We start from the raw sequence: 18,668 nt of genomic DNA on the forward strand, positions 1-18,668 counted from the left end.
GGGGGGGGGGGGGGGGGGGGGGGGGGGGGGGGGGGGGGGGGGGGGGGGGGGGCGGGGGGGGGGGGGGGGGGGGGGGGGGGGGGGGGGGGGCCGGGGGCCGGGGGGGGGGGGGCCCCCCCCCCCCCCGGCCCCGTCATGTGCTGCGGGGGACTCACGTGCGGGGGACGCCCCGCAGGAGGGTGAGGACCACGACCGCCGTCACCAGGGCGAAGCCCGCGCTCAGCGCCGAGGCCGTGTGCAGGGCCGTGGTGAACGCCTCCCGGGCCTGGGCGATCAGGCCTTCGTCGGTCAGGGAGAGTGCCGCGCCCAGGCTCTCGTGGGCCGCCGCCGGGGCGTCCGCCGGGATGCCCGTCCGGTAGACGGCCACGGCCACGCTGCCGGTCACCGCGATCCCCAGGGCCAGGCCCAGGTCGTAGGCCGTCTGCCCGGTGGCCGCCGCCGCGCCCGCCTTCTCCGGCGGGGCGGCGCCCACCGCGAGCGCCGTTCCGAGGACGCTGATCGGCGCCGCGCCGAACATGATCACGGCGAGGCCCAGGGCGGCCACCGTCACCCCGGAGGCCAGGGCGACCACCGCGTACCCGACGAGGGAGACGAGGAGCCCGCCGGCCAGGACGTACGCCGGGCGGACCCGGGCGGCCACGAACGGCGTCAGCTGCGAACCGGCGATCAGGGCGGCCGCCCCCGGCAGCAGCCACAGTCCCGCGTCGAGCGGGGAGAGCCCCGCGACCGACTGGAGGTACTGCGGGATCAGGTACTCGACGCCGTTCAGCGCGGTCATCCCCAGGAGCAGGGCGAGCAGCGCGCCCGTGAAGGCCTTGTTCCGGAAGAGCCGGAGGTCCAGGAGCGGCGTCGCGAGCCGGTTCTGCCGGCGGACGAAGAGGACGGTGAAGGCGCCGCCGAGAGCGAAGGCGACCGCCGCCTCCCCCGTCGGGCCGTGCGCGGCCAGCGACTTCACGCCGTACACCAGCGGCAGCACCGCGAGCAGGAACAGGACCACGCTCGCCGCGTCGAGCCGCCCCGGCTTCGGGTCGCGGTACTCGGGGAGCAGCAGCGGGGCCGTGACCAGCGCGATCAGCATGACCGGCAGGCCCATCAGGAAGACCGACCCCCACCACCAGGCCGCGAGCAGTACCCCGCCGATGACCGGCCCGATCGCGAGACCGACCGAGAGGGCGGTCACCCACATCGCGATCGCCGTGGCCCGCTGCCGGGCGTCCGTGAACATGTGGCTGATCAGGGCGAGCGTGGACGGCAGGACCGCCGCGCCGGCCACCCCGAGGAGGGCGCGGGCCACGATCAGCGTCCCGGCGTTCGGGGCGTACGCGGCGAGCAGCGAGGCGAGCAGGAAGCCCGCCGAACCCGCCATCAGGAGCCTGCGGCGGCCGAGCCGGTCCCCGAGCGTGCCCATGATGACGAGCGTCGCGGCGGTGAGGAAGCCGTAGATGTCGGTGATCCACAGCAACTGGGCGCCGCTGGGCCGGAGATCGGCGGAGAGGTACGGGGTGGCCAGCCACAGCACCCCGAGGTCGGCCGTCATCAGGGTGACGGGGAGCAGGAGGACGGCGAGGCCGAGCCATTGGCGGGCTCCGGCCTTCGCCGGCGCGGTCTCGGTCGGGGGCGAGATCCGGGTGGTCATCGCGAGAGACCTCCGTCCAGCGCCGCGCCGGCCTCGGCGAGCAGCGCCCGCACCCGCTCCGGGCGCAGGTCCTTCGCCACACCGGAGAGCTCGGTGCCGTACACGATCCGTACCGAGGAGTCCTTGATCCCGCAGTACTCCGAGACGCCGATGCGCAGTTGGGCGTCCAGGACGGCGGACAGGCCCAGACGCTCGATCTCGTCGGCGGGGCTGCCCATCAGGGCCAGCCACAGCATCCGCTTGGCGGCCAGGCGGGGCTTGCTGCGCCCGTAGGCGAAACCGTAGTTCCACACCCGGTCGATCCAGCCCTTGAGGACGGCGGGCGGCGCCATCCACCACACCGGGAAGACGATCACGATGTCGTCGGCGGCCAGGATGCGGTCCATGTGGGCGTGCACCTCGGGGGAGTACTGCTTCTCCCGGTCCTCCCAGTCCGGTTCGTCGGCCGGCCGGAGGACGGGGTCGAAGCCCTCGGCGTACAGGTCGAGCACGTCGACGGTCCCTCCCTCGTCCTTCAGGCGGGCGTGGGCGAGGTCGGCGACCTGGGCGGTGAGCGAGTCGGAGCGGGGGTGGGCGTGCACGAGGAGGGTATGGCGGGTCACGGCGGGGATCCTTCACATGAAGAGGGGCTGGTGGGTGGGGCGGCCGGGTCAGAGACCGAGGCCGGAGCCGCCGCTCGCGTCGATGTTCTGGCCGGTCACCCAGCGGGCGGCGTCGGAGGCGAGGAAGCCGACGACGTCGGCCACGTCCTCCGGCTGGCCCACCCGGTCGAAGACGGAGAACCCGGCGGCGTGCGCCTTGGCGGCGGGGTCGGCCATCCACGGGTGGATGTCGGTCTCGATCGTGCCCGGGGAGACCGCGTTGACCGTGATGCCCCGGGAGCCGAGGGTCTGGGCGAGCGTCAGGGTCAGCACCTCGACGGCGCCCTTGGACGCGGCGTACGAGGTCATGCCCGGGAAGGCGACCTTGGTGACCCCGGAGGAGATGTTGACGATCCGGCCGCCGTCGCGCAGCCGGCCGAGCCCCTGCTTGATGATGAAGAACGGCGCCTTGGCGTTGACCGCGAAGACCCGGTCGTAGTCGGCCTCCTCGACCTCGTGGATCAGGCCGGGGCCGGAGATCCCGGCGTTGTTGACGAGGATGTCGAGGCCGTCGGCGTGCTCGTCGAAGGCCTTCCACAGGGCCTCGGCGTCGCCGGGGACGCCCAGTTCGGCGCGGATCGCGAAGGCGGTGCCGCCGGCCGCCTCGATCGCGGCGACCGTCTCCTTCGCCGCCGTCTCGTTGCCGGCGTAGTGGACGGCGACGCGGGCGCCGTCGGCGGCGAGGCGGAGGGCGATCGCCCGGCCGATGCCCCGGCTGGAGCCGGTGACGAGGGCGGTCTTGCCGGCGAGGGTGCGGGTGGTGGTGGTGGTGGCGGTGGTGGCGTTGCTGCTCATGTCCGGCTCCTGGTGTGTGTCTGTTCCGTCGTTTCCTGCTGACGGGAACGACTCTGCCGGGCGGGTGTTCGGGTCCGGCTCGGATCCTGTTCGGGCCTGGTCAGGGCCCTGTTCGGGCCCGGTTCGGGCCGGGTTACGGTGGCCGCATGCGATTCGCGGTGCTGGGGGAGACGTCCGTACGGACCGAGGACGGGCGGCCGGTCCGGGTGCCGGAGCTCAAGGTGCGGGCCCTGCTCGCGGCCCTGCTCGTCGACGCGGGCCGGCCGGTCGCCGCGTACCGGCTCGTCGACGACCTGTGGGGCGACGAACCGCCCGGCAGCCCGCTGCGGGCCCTCCAGGCCAAGGTCTCCCAACTGCGCCGCGCCCTGGACGAGGCCGAGCCCGGCGGGCGCGAGCTCGTCGTCACGCGCGCCCCCGGCTACCTCCTCGCCGTACCCGAAGGGGCCCTGGACGCCCACCTGTTCGCGATGCTCACCGCCCGCGCCCGGGACACGGCCGCGCCGCGCGCCCGGGCGGATCTCCTCGGCGAGGCCCTCGGCCTGTGGCGGGGGCCCGCGTTCGCGGACTTCGCCGCCGAGCCGTTCGCCCGGGCGGCGGCCGACCGCTTGGAGGAGGAGCGGCTCTCCGCGCGCGAGACGCTGGCCGAAACGCGCCTCGGACTCGGCGAACACGACATGCTGGTCGGCGAGTTGGCGGAGCTGGTGGCCCGTCACCCGCTGCGTGAACGCCTGCGCGCCGTACACCTGCGGGCCTTGTACCGCGCCGGCCGGCAGAGCGAGGCCATCGCGGGGTACGAGGAGCTGCGCGCCCTCCTCGCCGACGAGCTCGGGCTCGACCCGAGCCCCGAACTGGCCGCGCTCCACACGGCGATGCTGCGGCAGGACGCCGATCTGTCGCTGCCCGCGACGGTGCCGGTGCCGGTCCCGGTGACGGCGTCCGCGACTGTGCCCGGGACTGTCCCTGCGTCCGTGGCCGTGCCTGCGTCCGTGGCCGTGCCTGCGTCCGGGTCCGTGCCCGGGTCCGGGTCCGGGTCCGGGTCCGGGTTCGGGTTCGGATCCGGCCCGGCCGTGGTCGGCGGGCCCGCGCGGGGCAACCTTCCCGTGCCGCTCAGCGGGATCGTCGGCCGCGACGAGGCCGTGACGGAGGTGACCGGACTGCTGCGCGAGCGGCGGCTCGTCACCCTGACCGGACCCGGCGGCGTCGGGAAGACCCGGCTCGCCGTCGAGGCGGCCCGGCAGGTGGAGGAGGCGTTCCCGGACGGCGCGTGGCTCGTCGAGTTCGCCGGCGCGGGCGGCGAGCTCGCCGAGGTCGTCGCCGCCGCGCTCGAACTGCGCGACGACGGGGTGTGGGGGCTGCGGCCCGACGGGGAACGGCCGCCCACCACGGCGGAGCGGCTCGCCGAGGTCCTGCGCGGGCGACGCACCCTGCTCGTCCTGGACAACTGCGAGCACGTCGTCGACGAGGCCGCCTCACTCGCCGAACTCCTGCTGCGCGCCGCACCCGGCCTCGTCGTCCTGACCACGAGCCAGGAGCCGCTGGCGCTCGCGGGCGAGACGCTGTGGGCGGTGGAACCGCTCGACGCGGACGGCGCGGTCGCCCTGTTCACGGCCCGCGCGACCGCCTCCTCGCCCGGCCTCACCCTCGACGCGTCGGCCCGGGAGGCGGTACGGGGGATCTGCCGCCGCCTCGACGGCATCCCGCTCGCCCTGGAGCTGGCCGCGACCCGCGTCCGCGCCCTCGGGGTGCACGGGCTCCTGGAACGGCTCGACGACCGGTTCCGGCTGCTCGACTCGGGGCTGCGCGGCGCGCCCGCCCGGCAGGCCACGCTCCGGGCGGTCATCGACTGGAGCTGGGATCTGCTGAGCGCACCGGAGCGGACGGTACTGCGCCGCCTCGCCGTCCACGCGGAGGGCTGCACCCTGGCGGCGGCGGAACGGGTCTGCGCGGGGGAGAGCGGGGCGGGCGGCGGAGCCGGCGACGTCGTCGCCGGTGACGTGCTCGGGCTGCTCGCGCGGCTCGTGGACCGTTCGCTCGTCGTGGCCGTCGACGGACCGGACGGGCCGCGCTACCGGCTGCTGGAATCCGTGGCCGCGTACTGCCTCGAACGGCTGCGGGAGGAGGGCGAGACCGAGGCCGTACGGGAACGCCACCTCGCGTACTACCTCCGCGTCGCGGAGGAGGCCGGGCCCGCCCTGCGCGGCCCGGACCAGCGCCGCCGCCTCGCCCACCTCGACGCCGAGACCCCGAACCTGCGGGCGGCCCTGGACCGGGCGCTCACCGCGACCGGCGGCGCCGGGGCGAGCGCGGGGGCCGCGCTCCGGCTCGTCGACGCGCTCGCCTGGTACTGGATCATGCGCGGGCGGCTCGGCGAGGCGCTCCGCTCGGCGACGGCGGCGCTGCGGGCGCACCCGGAGGACGGCACCGGCGAGGCGCCCGGACTCGCCGCGCTGCGGGCCCGCGTGGGCGTGTGGCGCACGGGGCTCGCGGTCATGGGCGGCGACGGGACGGACCGGCGGCGCCGGATCGCGGACGCCCTGGCGGCCTACGACGCGGCGGACGCGACAGGCACGGCGGGTACGACCGGCACGGCCGAGACGACCAGCACGACCAGCACGACCGGTACGGCCGAGACGACCAGCACGACCAGCACGACCGGTACGACCAGTACGGCCGAGACGACCAGTACGACCAGCACGACCGGCACGGCCGAGACGACCGGCACGACCAACACGGCCAGCCCGGCCTCGTACGAAGGCGTCGCCGGCCGCCCCTGGGCCCGCTGGTTCCTCGCCCACGCGCTCTGCGGCACCGGCAGTCAGGTCGAGGGCGGGGAGCTGACCGGCAGCGCCCTCGGCGGCTTCCGGGCCCACGGCGACCGCTGGGGCGAGGCGGCGGCGCTCGCGGACCGCTCCGTACAGCTCCTGCTCAAGGGTGACGTGGCGGGCGCGGAGGCCGACGCGGCCCGTTCGGACGCGCTCTTCGCCGAGCTCGGCGACGCGTGCTCCCGGCTGTGGACCGTGTACCCGCTCGCGACCGTCGCGGAGATCCACGGGGAGTACGAGCGCGCCGACCGGCTCAAGCGGGCCGGTCTGGCGGCGGCGGAGAGCTTCGGACTGACGACCGAGGTGCCCGACCTGCTCGCCGGGCTCGGCCGCACGGCCCTCCTCCGGGGCGATCTCGCCGAGTGCCGGACCTATCACGAGGCCGCCAGGGACCGGGCCGCCGAGGTCGGCTTCCGTGCGGGCGAGATCAACGCGGTCCTCGGGCTCGGCCTGGGCGCCCGCCGCGAGGGCCTCTTCGAGGAGGCCGAACGGCACATGCGGGAGGTCCTCGACTGGCACCGGTCGGTCGGTCTCGACTCCGCGAACGCCCTGATCCTGGCCGAGCTCGGCTTCTCGGCGCTCGGGCGCGGCGACCTGGAGGCGGCCCTGAAGCTCCAGGAGGAGGGGTACGGGACCGCGCTGACCTCGGGCGATCCGAGGGCGGTCGCGCTCGCCCTGGAAGGCCTGGCCTCCGCGCACGCCCCGGCCGGCCGCGCCCGGGGCGCCGCGCTCCTGCTCGGTGCGGCGGCAGCGCTGCGTTCCTCGACGGGCGCGCCGCTGCCCCCGGCGGAGCGTGCCGACGTCGACCGCACGGAGACGGCGGCCCGCGCCGCCCTCGGCGACGCCGCCTTCGCCACGGCCTTCACCCACGGCGGGAGCCTCACGCACGACACCGCTGTGACCGAAGCCATGAAACTGTAAGGAGTCACCGCTCTCTCCGTTCCTATACTCACCCCATGCCCGACATCACCATCCGGCGCGCCACCGCCGACGACTCCAAGCGGCTCACCCGGCTCGTCCGGACCTCCGCCGCCTACCGGGGCGACTACGCGGCCATGGTGGACGGGTACCAGGTCGGCGGGTCGTACATCGAGCACCACCGGGTCTTCGTCGCCGTCGACGGAACCGACCGGGTGCTCGGCTTCTACGCCCTCCTCCTCGACGAGGCCGAGCTCGACCTCGCCTTCGTCGCCGACACCGCCCAGGGCCTCGGCATCGGCCGGCTGCTCATGGAGCACATGACCGGGGAGGCCAGGGCCGCCGGACTGCACGCCGTACGGGTCGTCGCGCATCCGCCCGCGGAGGAGTTCTACCTGCGCACCGGCGCCGTCCGCACCGGAATCCTCCCGCCCGCCGGACGGATCCACTGGGCCCGCCCCGAGCTGCGGTACGACGTCGCGTGACCACCACCGAGAAGCCACAGGACGCGACCACCCCCCGCAGGCTCTTCGCCGACCTCACCCCGCTGCGGACCTCCGCCGACTACCGCCGCCTCTGGTTCGGGAGCACCATCTCCTGGGTCGGCCAGGGCATGACCGCCCTCGCCGTCTCCCTCCAGGTGTACGAGATCACCCGCTCGCCCTTCTCCGTCGGGCTCGTCGGTCTTTTCTCCCTCGTCCCGCTCGTCGTCTTCGGCCTGTACGGCGGCGCCGTCGCCGACACCGTCGACCGCCGCAAGCTCGGCCTCGCCAGCGCCCTCGGCTCCGCCGTCCTCTCGATCGCCCTCGCGGGCGCCGCGTTCGCCGGCTTCCACCGCGTCTGGTTCCTCTACGGGATCGTCGCCCTCCAGGCCGTGTGCGCCGCGCTCAACTCGCCCGCCCGCACCTCGATGATCCCCCGGCTCCTGCCACCCGAGCAGCTGCGCGCGGCCAACGCCCTCAACTCGATGGTGATGACGTTCGGCACGCTCGTCGGGCCCAGCCTCGGCGGCCTGATCGTCGGCGTCGCCGGGTACCAGACGGCGTACCTCGTCGACGCCCTCGCCTTCTCCGCGAGCCTCTACGCGATGTGGCGGCTGCCGTCGATGCTCCCGGACCGGAAGGGGAGCAAGAGGGCCTCCGTCCTCGACGGACTCCGCTTCCTCGCCACCCGCCCCAACCTGCGCATGACGTTCTTCTCCGACTTCTGCGCGATGATCCTCGCCCACCCCCGCGCCCTGTTCCCGGCCGTCGCCGTCCTCTGGTACGGCGGGGACGCGAAGACCACCGGACTCCTCGTCGCCGCGCCCGCGTTCGGGGCGCTCCTCGGCGGCGTCCTCTCCGGCTGGCAGGGCAGGATCCGCCACCACGGACAGGCGATCCTGATCGCCGTGGCCTGCTGGGGCACCGCCATCGCCGTCTTCGGGCTGACCCGGAACCTCTGGCTCGGGCTGTTCCTGCTCGCCCTCGCCGGCTACTCCGACACCGTCTCGATGATCTTCCGGAACACGATGATGCAGGTCGCCGCGCCCGACGAGATGCGCGGCCGGCTCCAGGGCGTCTTCATCGTGGTCGTCGCGGGCGGGCCCCGGCTCGGGGACTTCCTCGCGGGCTCCGTCGCCGATCTGACCTCCCCGGCCGTCGCCATCACGGGCGGCGGGATCGCCTGCGTCCTCGCCGTCGGCGTCCTGGCCCTCTACGGACGCCGTTTCCGCCGGTACGACGCACTGGACCCCACTCCGTGAGGCTCCGGGCGGGTTTCACCCCGAAGTCACCCTCCTGACCTGGCGGTTGACCGCCACGGCACATAACCGCCAGGACCGGACGGAGTCAACTTCCGCCCCGGAGGCCAAGACTCCTCCCGGCACCCGGAAACACCCCCGACCCCGGGTCCGCGAGGAGTTTCGTCGATGACGTCGAGGATCACCCCCTTCGGCAGAGGGAGGGCCGGGCTGTTCGCCGCCGGCATCTCCCTCGTGATGCTCTCGGCCGGGCAGACCGCCGCCGCGCCGGGCACCACCACCCCCGTACCCGCGACCTTCACCGGGGCCAAGGGCACGGGCACCACCGCCACCGTCACCCTCGTCACCGGAGACCGCGTCACCCTCACCGACCTCGGCGGCGGCAAGCAGACCGTCACCGTCGACCGGGCCGAGGGCGCCACCGGCGCGATACGCAGCCGGATCGCCGACGGACGGGTCACGGTCGTTCCCGACGAGGCCGCCCCCTACGTGGCCTCCGGCGCGCTCGACCCCCGCCTCTTCGACGTCACCGGCCTCGTCGAGCAGGGCATCACCGGCGAACTGCCGCTGATCGTCACGTACGGAGCCAAGAGTGCCCGGGCCGCCGCCCCGGCCCCGCGCGGCACCGAGACCGTCCGCGCCCTCCCCAGCGTCGGCGGCGCCGCCGTCACCGCCACCGACCCCGCCGCCTTCTGGCGCGGCTTCACCGCGCAGAACACCCAGCGGGCCGTGACCGCCCCCGCCAAGGTCTGGCTCGACGGCCGGGTCGAGGCCGCCATGGCCGACTCCAATGCCCAGATCGGCACCCCGAAGGCCTGGGAGGCCGGGCTCACCGGCAAGGGGGTCAAGGTCGCCGTCCTCGACACCGGCGCCGACCTCGCCCACCCCGACCTCGGCGGCCGGGTCGCGGAGAGCAAGTCCTTCATCGAGGGCCAGGAGGTCGCCGACCGCAACGGCCACGGCACGCACGTCGCCTCCACCGTCGGCGGCAGCGGCGCGGGCTCCGACGGCAAGGAGCAGGGCGTCGCCCCCGGCGCCACCCTCGCCGTCGGCAAGGTCCTCAGCGACGAGGGCTCCGGCACCGAGTCGCAGATCATCGCCGGCATGGAGTGGGCCGCCAAGGACATCGACGCGAAGATCGTCTCGATGAGCCTCGGCTCCCGCGAACCGAGCGACGGCACCGACCCGATGGCCCAGGCCGTCAACACGCTCTCCGCCGAGACCGGCGCCCTCTTCGTCATCGCCGCCGGAAACTCCGGCTACCCCGGCTCCATCGGCTCGCCCGGCGCCGCCGACTCCGCGCTCACCATCGGCGCCGTCGACTCCTCCGACGAGGCCGCCTACTTCACGAGCCAGGGCCCCCGCTACGGCGACCAGGCCCTCAAGCCCGACCTGTCGGCGCCCGGCGTGGACATCCTCGCCGCCCGCTCCCAGCTCGTCTCCGGCAGCGGCCTCTACACCACCATGAGCGGTACGTCGATGGCGACCCCGCACGTCGCCGGCGTCGCCGCGCTGCTCGCCGAGCAGCACCCCGACTGGACCGGCGCCCAGCTCAAGAACGCGCTGATGTCCTCGTCGAAGACGCTCGACGCCTCCTCGTACGCGCTCGGCTCCGGCCGGGTCGACGTGGCCGCCGCGATCGCCGCGAACGTCACCGCGACGGGCTCCGCCGACCTCGGCTACGTCTCCTGGCCGTACGAGGAGAGCAAGCCGGTCACCAAGACCGTCACGTACACCAACTCATCCGACGCCCCGGTCGAGTTGGACCTCGCCGTCGAGGGCATGCCGGCCGGGGTCGCCGCCCTCGCCGACACCACCCTCACCGTCCCGGCCCACGGCTCCGCCAGCACCACCGTCACCGGTGACGGCACCAAGGCCCCCGTCGGCCAGTCCTCCGGCCGGATCACCGCCAGCGCCGCCGGAACCGTCGTCTCGCACACCGCGCTCGGCCTGGTGAAGGAGGAGGAGCGCTACACCCTCACCGTCCACGTCAAGGACCGTGACGGCGCCCCCACCCCCGCCCACCTGGGCGTCCAGCAGCTCACGCAGGGCGTGGACCCCTTCCCGGCGGCCGTCGGCGAGTCCGGCACCCTCGAACTCCGCCTCAAGCCCGGCACGTACACCGTCGACACCTTCCTCGACGTACGCGGCTCCCACGGCAAGGACTCCCTCGGCCTCGGCTTCCTCACCGCGCCGGAGATCACCCTCGACCGTGACCGCGAGATCACCCTCGACGGCCGGCAGCTCCGCGAGATCCGCGCCGAGGTCGAGAAGCGCACCGAGACCCGCCAGCTCCTCATGGAGTTCGACCGCGAGGCCAACGGCGCCTCCTACGGCGGCGCCGTCCAGGTCCCGCCGAAGTACGACTCGATCTTCGCGGCGCCCACTGCCAAGCCCGCCACCGGCACCTTCGAGTACCGGACCGTCTGGCGCCTCGGCAAGCCGATGCTGGAGGCGGGCGTCGACGGCACCCGTCTCTCCGGCGCCACCCCGCAGGCCGGCGCCACCCTCCTGGAGGGCAGCCACCGTCTCGGCCTCGTCGACGCGGGCACCGGAACCCCCGCCGAGTACACGGGCAAGGACGTCACCGGCAAGGCCGTCCTCGTCCGGCTGACCCAGGGCGCCGACCCGGCGCAGCTCGCCCAGGCCGCCCAGGACGCGGGCGCCAAGGCCCTGTTCGTCACCGACGACCAGCCCGGCCGACTGATGAAGTGGTTCGGCACCGCCGACTACGAGGACCGGCCGCTCGCCGTCGCCACCGTCAACACCGCCGACGCCCAGCGGCTCGCGGCCGGCGCGGCCCGAGGCAAGCGCGTCGAGCTGACCGGCACCCGCTTCACCCCGTTCACGTACGACCTCTCCGAGGGCCACCCCGGCGCCATCGGCAAGGATCTGGTCTTCCGTCCCGAGGAGGACGAACTCGCCACCATCCGCTCCACCTTCTACGCGCCGACGAAGCGCAAGGAACTGGGCGGCGAGTTCCGCTACTCGATCACCGACACCTTCCCGATCGGCTTCGGCTTCAAGGAGTGGATCGCCTTCCCGACCGAGCGCACCGAGTACGTCTCCACCGGCACCGGCCAGCGCTGGCACGAGTCCGTCGACCTCGGCGACTCCCTCGAAGAGCGCGGCGGCACCCCGTCCTACGGGGGCGGCAGCCGCGTCGACCTCGACTGGTTCGGCCCCGTCTGGCACCCGTGGCTCGGCACCGGCCTCGGCTGGGGCCAGCAGCGCTCCGGCAACGACCTGCGCTTCAACACCCCCGGCTGGGGCGACTCGGGCACCGACCACACCGGCTTCGGCAACGTGTGGAACGACCCGACGATGAACCAGTACACCGAGGTGTACGTCGACGGCGTCCGCGTCGACCGGAAGAAGAGCTCCGGCGCCTACGCCTGGGACGCCCCGGCGCAGGAGGCCACGTACAAGGTCGTCACCGACACCACGCTCGACCCGGCCCGCTGGCGGCTCGCGACCAAGGGCCACACCGAGTGGACCTTCCGCTCGGCCGAGACCCCGGCCGACCGGATCACCTACCTGCCGATGCTCAACCTCGGCTTCGACCTGGACACCGACCTCGACGGCGACGTCCGGGCCGGCGGCAAGCTGTCCGTCCGCACCTTCGCGGAGTACGTGGAGGGCGCGGCCGGCACCGGCACGATCACCGGCGGCACCCTGGACGTCTCCTACGACGAGGGCAAGACCTGGACGAAGGTCGCCCTCAAGCCCTCGTGGCGCGGCGCTTCCTGGAGCGGTGAGCTGCGGATCCCGTCCGGGGCGGCCTCCGTCTCGCTGCGGGCGGGCGCGAGCGACGACCAGGGCGGCACGGTCACGCAGGAGCTGATCCGCGCGCTCGGCGTGAAGTAACCGACGTCACCACCCCGGAGAACGTGTGAGGCCGGACCCCTGTGAGCCGGGGCCCGGCCTCACGCATGCACGACACGCCTGCTCGACACACCTGGTCAACGCGCCTGCTCTACACACCTGGTCGTCCCACCTGCTCGACACGCGCTCTACAGACCTGGTCAACGCGCCGCCGGGAGCGCCTTCTTCAGGACCTTGCCCATGTCGTTGCGGGGGAGCGCGTCGAGGTAGCGCACCGCCCGGGGCCGCTTGTGCGGGGCGAGCAGCCCCGCCACGTGGTCGGCCAGCTCCGCCTCCGACGGGGGCAGCGCGGCGTCCGCCGGCACCACCCAGGCCACGATCCGCTCGCCCAGGTCCGGGTCCGGCTCGCCCGTGACGGCCGCCTCCCGCACGCCGGGGTGGTCGAGGAGCGCGTTCTCGATCTCGCCCGCCCCGATCTTGTAGCCGCCGCTCTTGATCAGATCGGTCGCCTTGCGGCCCACGAGACGCACCGCGCCGTCCGCCTCGCGGACCGCCATGTCGCCCGTGCGGAACCAGTCGCCGTCGAAGGCCGCCGCCGTCGCGTCCGGCCGGTTCAGATAGCCCGAGAAGAGGTTCGGGCCGCGGACCTGTACCTCGCCGACCGTCTCCGCGTCGTACCCGACGAGCACGGAACCGTCCTCGTCCACCAGCCGCAGGCCGACGCCCGCGAGCGGGGTCCCGACCGTTCCCGGCCGGGGCTTGCCGCCCGGCCGCACACTCGTGTTCATGAGCGTCTCGGTCATCCCGTACCGCTCGACGACCGTCCGGCCCGTCGCCGCCGTGATCCGCTCGTGGTCGTGGACCGGCAGCGCCGCCGAACCCGAGACGAGGAGCCGCGCCCCCGCCAGGGCCTTCGCGAGGCGGGTGTCCTCGCCGAGGGCGTCCGCGATCCGGTGGTACATCGTCGGTACGCCGAACAGCATCGTGCCGCCCCCGGCACCGAGCTCCCGCGCCACGCCCTCCACCGAGAACGCGCCCAGGTGCCGGACCTCGCCGCCCCGCCGCAGCGGGCCCAGGATCCCGAGGATCAGGCCGTGGACGTGGAACAGCGGCAGCGCGTGCACGAGGACGTCGTCCGCCGTCCAGGCCCACGCCTCGGCCAGCGCGTCGAGGGAGGCGGATACCGCCCGCCGGGAGAGCACGACGCCCTTCGGGGGGCCCGTGGTGCCGGAGGTGTAGACGATGAGCGCGGGGGACTCGGCGTCGTCCGGTTCCGGCACGGGGGACCCGCCCGTCGGAGCGAGGTCCACGTCGATCCGGGGGAGCGCGGCGAGCCCGGCCGGCAGGACGTCGTCCGGACCCGCGAGCACCGCGCCCGGCGCGCTGTCGCCCAGGATGTGCGCCAGCTCCCGCTCGCCCGTGCGCGGATTGAGCGGTACGGCGGGCACGCCCGCGAGCAGGGCGGCCACCACCGCGACCGCCGTGTGCGCGCTCGGCGTGGCCCAGACGGCGACCCGGTCCGCGCCCCCGATCCGTACCGCGAGGGCACCGGCGGCGCGGGCCAGTCCGGCATAGGTCAGCGTGTCCGCGCCGCAGCGCAGCGCGGGCCGGTCGGACGGAACCGCCAGGGCGGGGAAGAGCGCACTCACCGGTCGTACTCCTCGGGTCGATGTCGAGGTCGAGGGTTGCCGGGAGAATTCTGCCCGTCCGTCAGGGCCGCCGGGCTGTGATCTTCGTCGGCTCGGGCTCCGTCTCGTCCCCGCCCGGCCGGATCCCGCGCATCCGCCCGTACGCGTACACACAGCCCGCGAGCGCCAGGTTGGAGAGGAGCATGAAGCCGATCGAGTACGAGTCCTTGGCGCTGTAGATCGCGCCCATCACCAGCGGCGGCACGAAGCCGCCGAGGCCGCCCATCGCGCCGACGATGCCGGTGACACTGCCGACCTGGGCCTGCGGCGTGACCTGGGAGACCAGGGCGAAGACGGACCCGCTCGCCGTGCCGAGACCGGCGGCCATGACGAGCAGGGCGATCGTGCCGCCCGGGTTCAGCCGCGGGTCGAAGGCCTGGACGATCGCGAAGAGCGCGACCACACCGAGCGCGACCGCCGTCACGACCGCCGGGTGCACCCGGTCCGAGAGCCAGCCGCCGATCGGCCGGAAAACGACGGTGACCAGGGCGAAACCGGCGGCCTTGGTGCCCGCGTCCGTCGGGTCGAGCTCGTACCAGGTCTTCAGGTACGTCGGCAGGTAGACGCCGAAGGCGACGATGCCGCCGAAGCCGATCGCGTACAGCGCGGACAGCTCCCACGTCACCCGCAGCCGACCCGCCGAGCCGAGCCGCTTCGCGAGGGAGGCGGTCGGCACGGGCCGGTCGGGGCGGTCGGTGATGAGGAGCGCGGCCAGCACCGCGTACACGGCGAGCGCGATCGCCACCACGATGAAGGGGAGGTTCTCGCCGTGCTTGGCGATCCGGGGCGTGAAGTAGCCGGAGAGCGCCACACCGCCCATGCCCATGCCGAACACACCGAGCGCGAGACCGCGCTTGGCCGGCGGGAACCAGGAGTTGACCAGCGGGATGCCGATGGCGAAGGTCGTGCCGCCCAGGCCGAGGAGGAAGCCGACGGCCAGCATCAGGCCGTAGCTGTCCTTGGCCACGATGAGGAGCAGGACGGGGATGATCGTCAGCGCCGAGACGACCGGGAACATCAGCTTCGCGCCGTACTTGTCGGTCAGGGCGCCCGCCGGGACGCGGCCGACGGAGCCGACCAGGACGGGCACCGCCACGAGCAGTGACTGCTGGAAGGAGCTGAGTTCGAGGCGTTCGCCGTACCAGCTGGCCAGGGGCGCGATCAGGTCCCACGCCCAGAAGGTGAGCATGAAGCCGATGGTGGCCATCGCCAGATTGCGGTAGGCCGCCGCGGTCGGGGTCTTGGTCTCGGTGTCCACGCCTCCAGTCAAGATCCGGACGGGAGGCGCGGCGCGCCGGGCTGCTCCGTACGGGGCAGCCCGGACATCCCACGGGCCCTGCCCTAAGGCCAGGCGACCGTGGTCGACGGGGTCCCGTCGTCCTCGACGCGGAGCCGTACGCCGTCACCGCCGGCCGTCACCTCGACCGTGATCGCGGTGATCCCGGACCGCCGGTGGGCCGCCGCGAGCGCCCCGCGCAGGGTGGCGAGGAGCTGCCCGGCCTCCGCGTCCTCCACGAGCGTGTCGACCGCGCCCGAGAAGTGCACGGACGGCTGGAAGCCGAGCAGGGCCGCCGCCCCGCCGGTCTCGCGCAGCACCCGGCCGCGGAAGGAGGTCGGCGCTTCCGCCGGGGGCTGCTGGAGCGCGAAGATGGTCGTCCGGACCTCCTGGATCGTCGAGTCCAGCTCGTCCACGGCCCGGCCGAGGAGCAGGCTCTCTTCGGATTCGGATTCGGAGTCGGGGCCGGAGTCGGAGTCGGAGCCGGAGCCGGGGGCGGGGGCGGGGGCGGAACCCGGGTGGCGGGAGCCGCCGGATCCGGACGCGCCGAGCGCCCGCCGGCGGGTCGACTCCAGCATCATCTCCGTGGCGAACAGCCGCTGGACGACCAGGTCGTGCAGGTCCCGCGCGATCCGGTCCCGGTCCTCGTACACCGCGAGCCGCTCCCGGTCGTGCCGGGCGCCCGCGAGGACCAGCGCGAGCGCCGCCTGCGAGGCGAACTGCGAGGCCAGCAGGCGGTCCACCGCCGAGTACGGCGGCCCGCCGCGCCGCCGGGGGAGAGCGAGAGTGCCGATGAGCTTCCCGCCGCTCTGGAGCGGCAGCATCATCGACGGGCCGAAACGGGACCGGACATGGGTGGTCATCCGCGGATCCGTCGCCGAGTCCTCCACGAAGACGGGCTCCCCGCCGAGGAGCTGGACGAGGACGGGGGAGCCCGGCGAGATCGTCGTGCCGACCAGATCGCCGGGGTCGTCGTTGGTGGAGGCGGCGACGATCTCCATGCCCCCCTCCGGGGTGGGCTGGAGGACCACACCGGCCGATGCGTCGGCGAGGATCCGGGCCTGTTCGGCGACGGTCATCAGGGCGTTCTCGGCGGACTCGCCGGTGAGGAGGGCGGTGGTCACGGCCGCCGCGCCCTCGATCCAGCGCTCGCGCTGCCGGGTCGTCTCGTACAGACGGGCGTTGCCGATGGCGATCCCGGCCTGGGAGGCGAGGATCCGGAGGAGGGTGAGGTCCTCCTCGGTGAAGGTGCCCTTCCGCTTCTCGGTCAGGTACAGATGGCCGAAGACCTGGGTGTGGACCCGGATCGGGACGCCGAGGAAGGAACGCGTCTTCGGGTGGCCCTCGGGGACTCCGGACGAGCGCGGATCGGCCGTCAGGTCGTCGAGCCGCAGCGGCTGCGCGTCCTGGAGCAGGACGCCGAGCAGACCGGTGTGGCCGTCGGGGAGCGGGCCGACGCGCTGCCGCTCCTCGTCGGTCATGCCGGAGGTGAAGAGCTCGGTGAGCCGGTTGCGCTCGGGGTCGACGACCCCGAGCGCTCCGTAGCGGGCCCCCGCTAGCTCGGTCGCCGAGTCCACGAGGTGCTGGAGGGTGGCGTGGAGTTCGAGATCCGTACCGACACTGAGGACCGCTTCGAGCAGCAGGGGCAGGCGGGCGCCGTCCTCGTCCACACCACCCTCGTCCACGCCACCCTCGTTCCCGCGACGCTCGTCCCCACGACCCTCGTCCCCACCGACCTCGACCACACCGTCCACGTCCTCGTGCTCGGCTTCGTCCATGATCGTCATGGTCTCATCATCGTACGAATCGGGTGATTTCGAGGGCTCAGACGTCGTCGGCGAGCGGGTCGCGCACCGACAGCGGGTCGAGGACCATCGGCTGGACCTTGCCCTCCAGCATCGCTCCGAGACCCAGGACCGCGCACACGTCGGGCCGTTCGGCGATGTGCACCGGCATGCCGGTCGCCTCGCGCAGCATCTGGTCGAGACCCGGCAGCAGGGCGCTGCCGCCGACCATCATGATCCCGCGGTCCGCGAGGTCGGCCACCAGATCCGGCGGGCAGTCGCGCAACACCTTCCCGATGCCGTCGAGGACCGCCGTCAGCGGGGTGTGGATCGCCTCCCGTACGGCGGCGGTGTCGACGGTCACCGAGCGGGCCAGGCCCGTGGCGACGTCCCGGCCGTGGATCTCCGTGGAGGCCGGACCGTGCGGCGTCAGGCCGTTGCCACTGAGGGCGAGCTGGAGCGGGCGCACCGACTGGCTCGGCAGCATCAGCTCGTGGTGGTGGCGCAGGTGCTGGATGACGGCGTGGTCGATGGCGTCGCCGCCGATCGGCATCCGCTCGGCCGTGACGATCGAGCCCAGGGAGAGCACCGCGACCTGCGTGGTCGCCGCGCCGCACACCAGGATCATGGTCGCGGTCGGCTGCTCGACCGGGAGGCCGCAGCCCACGGCCGCGGCGATCAGGGTGTCGACCAGCTCGACCCTGCGCGCCCCGAGACCGACGAGCGTCTCCACGGCGGCGCGCTGCGCGAGGGGGTCGCTGTCATGGGGCGTGCAGGCCGCCGCGCGCAGCCGCGGCTTGCGGCGGAGCTGGCGGCGCAGCTTCTCGCCGAGCAGGTGGCGGAGCATCCGCTGCGCCATCTCGATGTCGACGACCGTGCCGCCGGAGACGGGGCGGACGACCCGGATGTAGTCGGGAGTGCGGCCCGTCATCTTCTCCGCCAGCGCGCCGACGGCGATCAGCGCTCCTGTACGGGTGTTGACGGCGGCGACGCTGGGCTCGTCGACGACGAGTCCGGCGCCCTTGACGAAGACCCGGGTGCGTGCGGCCCCCAGGTCGACGGCGACATGGCAACGGCGCAGTTGCTCAAGGCTGACGGTCACGGCGGATCCTCCGGAATGCGGTGCTGGCACGGGCGAGGTGTTTCGCGTTGCGCGGTCCCAGGACCTGTCCGGTCGATCACGGCCGGGGCTGCCCGGACAGGTCCTAGTTCGCATCGTGCGACCGCCCCGGGCCCGGCGCGCGCTGGGCTGAGCCGCCCGGGGCCACCCGGGGGGCGGCGGGGGTGGCGGCGGCGCGGCGCGGAAGGCACCCGGACGGGCTCAGGAAGGCACCCGGATGGCCCTCGGAAGGCATCCGAACGGGCCTCGGAGGGCACCCGGACGAGCGCTGGGCGAGCGCTGGGCGAGTGCGGACGAGCGCTGGGCGAGCGCCGGACGAGCGCTGGGCGAGCGCCGGAAGGATCCCCGGCGTGGCCCGAGACGATCCTGACCGAAGCGGGAGAATCGCGACGCACCGCCGACGACCTGCGGTTTCCTCACAG

Annotated in this window: 11 protein-coding genes; 4 read left to right on the forward strand and 7 right to left on the reverse strand. The window is 74.1% G+C overall.

Annotated features, from left to right (window positions below; genetic code table 11):
* Positions 1–151: 151 nt before the first annotated feature.
* Genes ACFWWU_RS21830 through ACFWWU_RS21840 form a run of 3 tightly spaced genes read right to left on the reverse strand, consistent with a single transcriptional unit; the run spans position 152 to position 3,072 of the window.
* The gene (locus ACFWWU_RS21830; RefSeq protein WP_384147485.1) at positions 152–1,636 is read right to left on the reverse strand and encodes an MFS transporter; all 1,485 of its coding nucleotides are present in this window, start codon (positions 1,634–1,636) and stop codon (positions 152–154) included.
* Complete coding sequence (locus tag ACFWWU_RS21835) at positions 1,633–2,238, reverse strand: NAD(P)H oxidoreductase (RefSeq protein ID WP_384147486.1); 606 nt, start codon at positions 2,236–2,238, stop codon at positions 1,633–1,635. Before ACFWWU_RS21835 ends, ACFWWU_RS21830 begins: the two co-directional genes overlap by 4 nt.
* A gap of 48 nt (positions 2,239–2,286) precedes the next feature.
* Entirely contained in the window at positions 2,287–3,072 is a 786-nt protein-coding gene (locus ACFWWU_RS21840; protein ID WP_384147487.1) for an SDR family oxidoreductase, read from the reverse strand.
* Positions 3,073–3,218: 146 nt separating this feature from the next.
* Here ACFWWU_RS21840 and ACFWWU_RS21845 point away from each other — a divergent pair, with 146 nt between their 5' ends.
* The 4 genes from ACFWWU_RS21845 to ACFWWU_RS21860 all read left to right on the forward strand — a co-directional run bounded on the left by ACFWWU_RS21845 (position 3,219) and on the right by ACFWWU_RS21860 (position 12,420).
* Entirely contained in the window at positions 3,219–6,815 is a 3,597-nt protein-coding gene (locus tag ACFWWU_RS21845) for a BTAD domain-containing putative transcriptional regulator (RefSeq protein WP_384147488.1), read from the forward strand.
* Between the two features lie 35 nt (positions 6,816–6,850).
* Entirely contained in the window at positions 6,851–7,297 is a 447-nt protein-coding gene (locus ACFWWU_RS21850; RefSeq protein WP_384147489.1) for a GNAT family N-acetyltransferase, read from the forward strand.
* Positions 7,294–8,556: an MFS transporter gene (locus ACFWWU_RS21855; protein ID WP_384147490.1), complete on the forward strand. Its 1,263-nt coding sequence runs from the start codon at positions 7,294–7,296 to the stop codon at positions 8,554–8,556. Before ACFWWU_RS21850 ends, ACFWWU_RS21855 begins: the two co-directional genes overlap by 4 nt.
* Before the next feature lie 165 nt (positions 8,557–8,721).
* A complete protein-coding gene (locus ACFWWU_RS21860) occupies positions 8,722–12,420 on the forward strand; it encodes a S8 family serine peptidase (RefSeq protein ID WP_384147491.1) in 3,699 nt (1,232 codons plus the stop codon).
* 158 nt (positions 12,421–12,578) lie between these two features.
* Here the strand turns inward: ACFWWU_RS21860 and ACFWWU_RS21865 are convergent, their stop codons facing one another.
* The 4 genes from ACFWWU_RS21865 to ACFWWU_RS21880 all read right to left on the reverse strand — a co-directional run bounded on the left by ACFWWU_RS21865 (position 12,579) and on the right by ACFWWU_RS21880 (position 18,228).
* Positions 12,579–14,027, reverse strand: coding sequence for an acyl-CoA synthetase (locus ACFWWU_RS21865; RefSeq protein ID WP_384147492.1), 1,449 nt, complete (start codon positions 14,025–14,027; stop codon positions 12,579–12,581).
* Between the two features lie 61 nt (positions 14,028–14,088).
* On the reverse strand, positions 14,089–15,273 hold the full coding sequence (locus tag ACFWWU_RS21870; RefSeq protein WP_384147652.1) for a nitrate/nitrite transporter: 1,185 nt from the start codon (positions 15,271–15,273) through the stop codon (positions 14,089–14,091).
* A gap of 134 nt (positions 15,274–15,407) precedes the next feature.
* On the reverse strand, positions 15,408–17,129 hold the full coding sequence (locus tag ACFWWU_RS21875; protein WP_384147493.1) for a GAF domain-containing protein: 1,722 nt from the start codon (positions 17,127–17,129) through the stop codon (positions 15,408–15,410).
* A gap of 37 nt (positions 17,130–17,166) precedes the next feature.
* Positions 17,167–18,228 (reverse strand): rod shape-determining protein, encoded by a 1,062-nt coding sequence (locus ACFWWU_RS21880; protein ID WP_384147494.1) that lies wholly within the window; start codon positions 18,226–18,228, stop codon positions 17,167–17,169.
* Between the last annotated feature and the right edge of the window lie 440 nt (positions 18,229–18,668).

This window comes from Streptomyces sp. NPDC058650 (assembly GCF_042717315.1).
In the GTDB taxonomy this organism is placed as follows: Bacteria; Actinomycetota; Actinomycetes; order Streptomycetales; family Streptomycetaceae; genus Streptomyces.

Coding starts and splice junctions, on each gene's coding strand:
- ACFWWU_RS21830 (WP_384147485.1), bottom strand. CDS start 1,636: ATGACCACCCGGATCTCGCCCCCGACCGAGACCGCGCCGGCGAAGGCC.
- ACFWWU_RS21840 (WP_384147487.1), bottom strand. CDS start 3,072: ATGAGCAGCAACGCCACCACCGCCACCACCACCACCACCCGCACCCTC.
- ACFWWU_RS21845 (WP_384147488.1), top strand. CDS start 3,219: ATGCGATTCGCGGTGCTGGGGGAGACGTCCGTACGGACCGAGGACGGG.
- ACFWWU_RS21850 (WP_384147489.1), top strand. CDS start 6,851: ATGCCCGACATCACCATCCGGCGCGCCACCGCCGACGACTCCAAGCGG.
- ACFWWU_RS21860 (WP_384147491.1), top strand. CDS start 8,722: ATGACGTCGAGGATCACCCCCTTCGGCAGAGGGAGGGCCGGGCTGTTC.
- ACFWWU_RS21870 (WP_384147652.1), bottom strand. CDS start 15,273: ATGGCCACCATCGGCTTCATGCTCACCTTCTGGGCGTGGGACCTGATC.
- ACFWWU_RS21875 (WP_384147493.1), bottom strand. CDS start 17,129: ATGACGATCATGGACGAAGCCGAGCACGAGGACGTGGACGGTGTGGTC.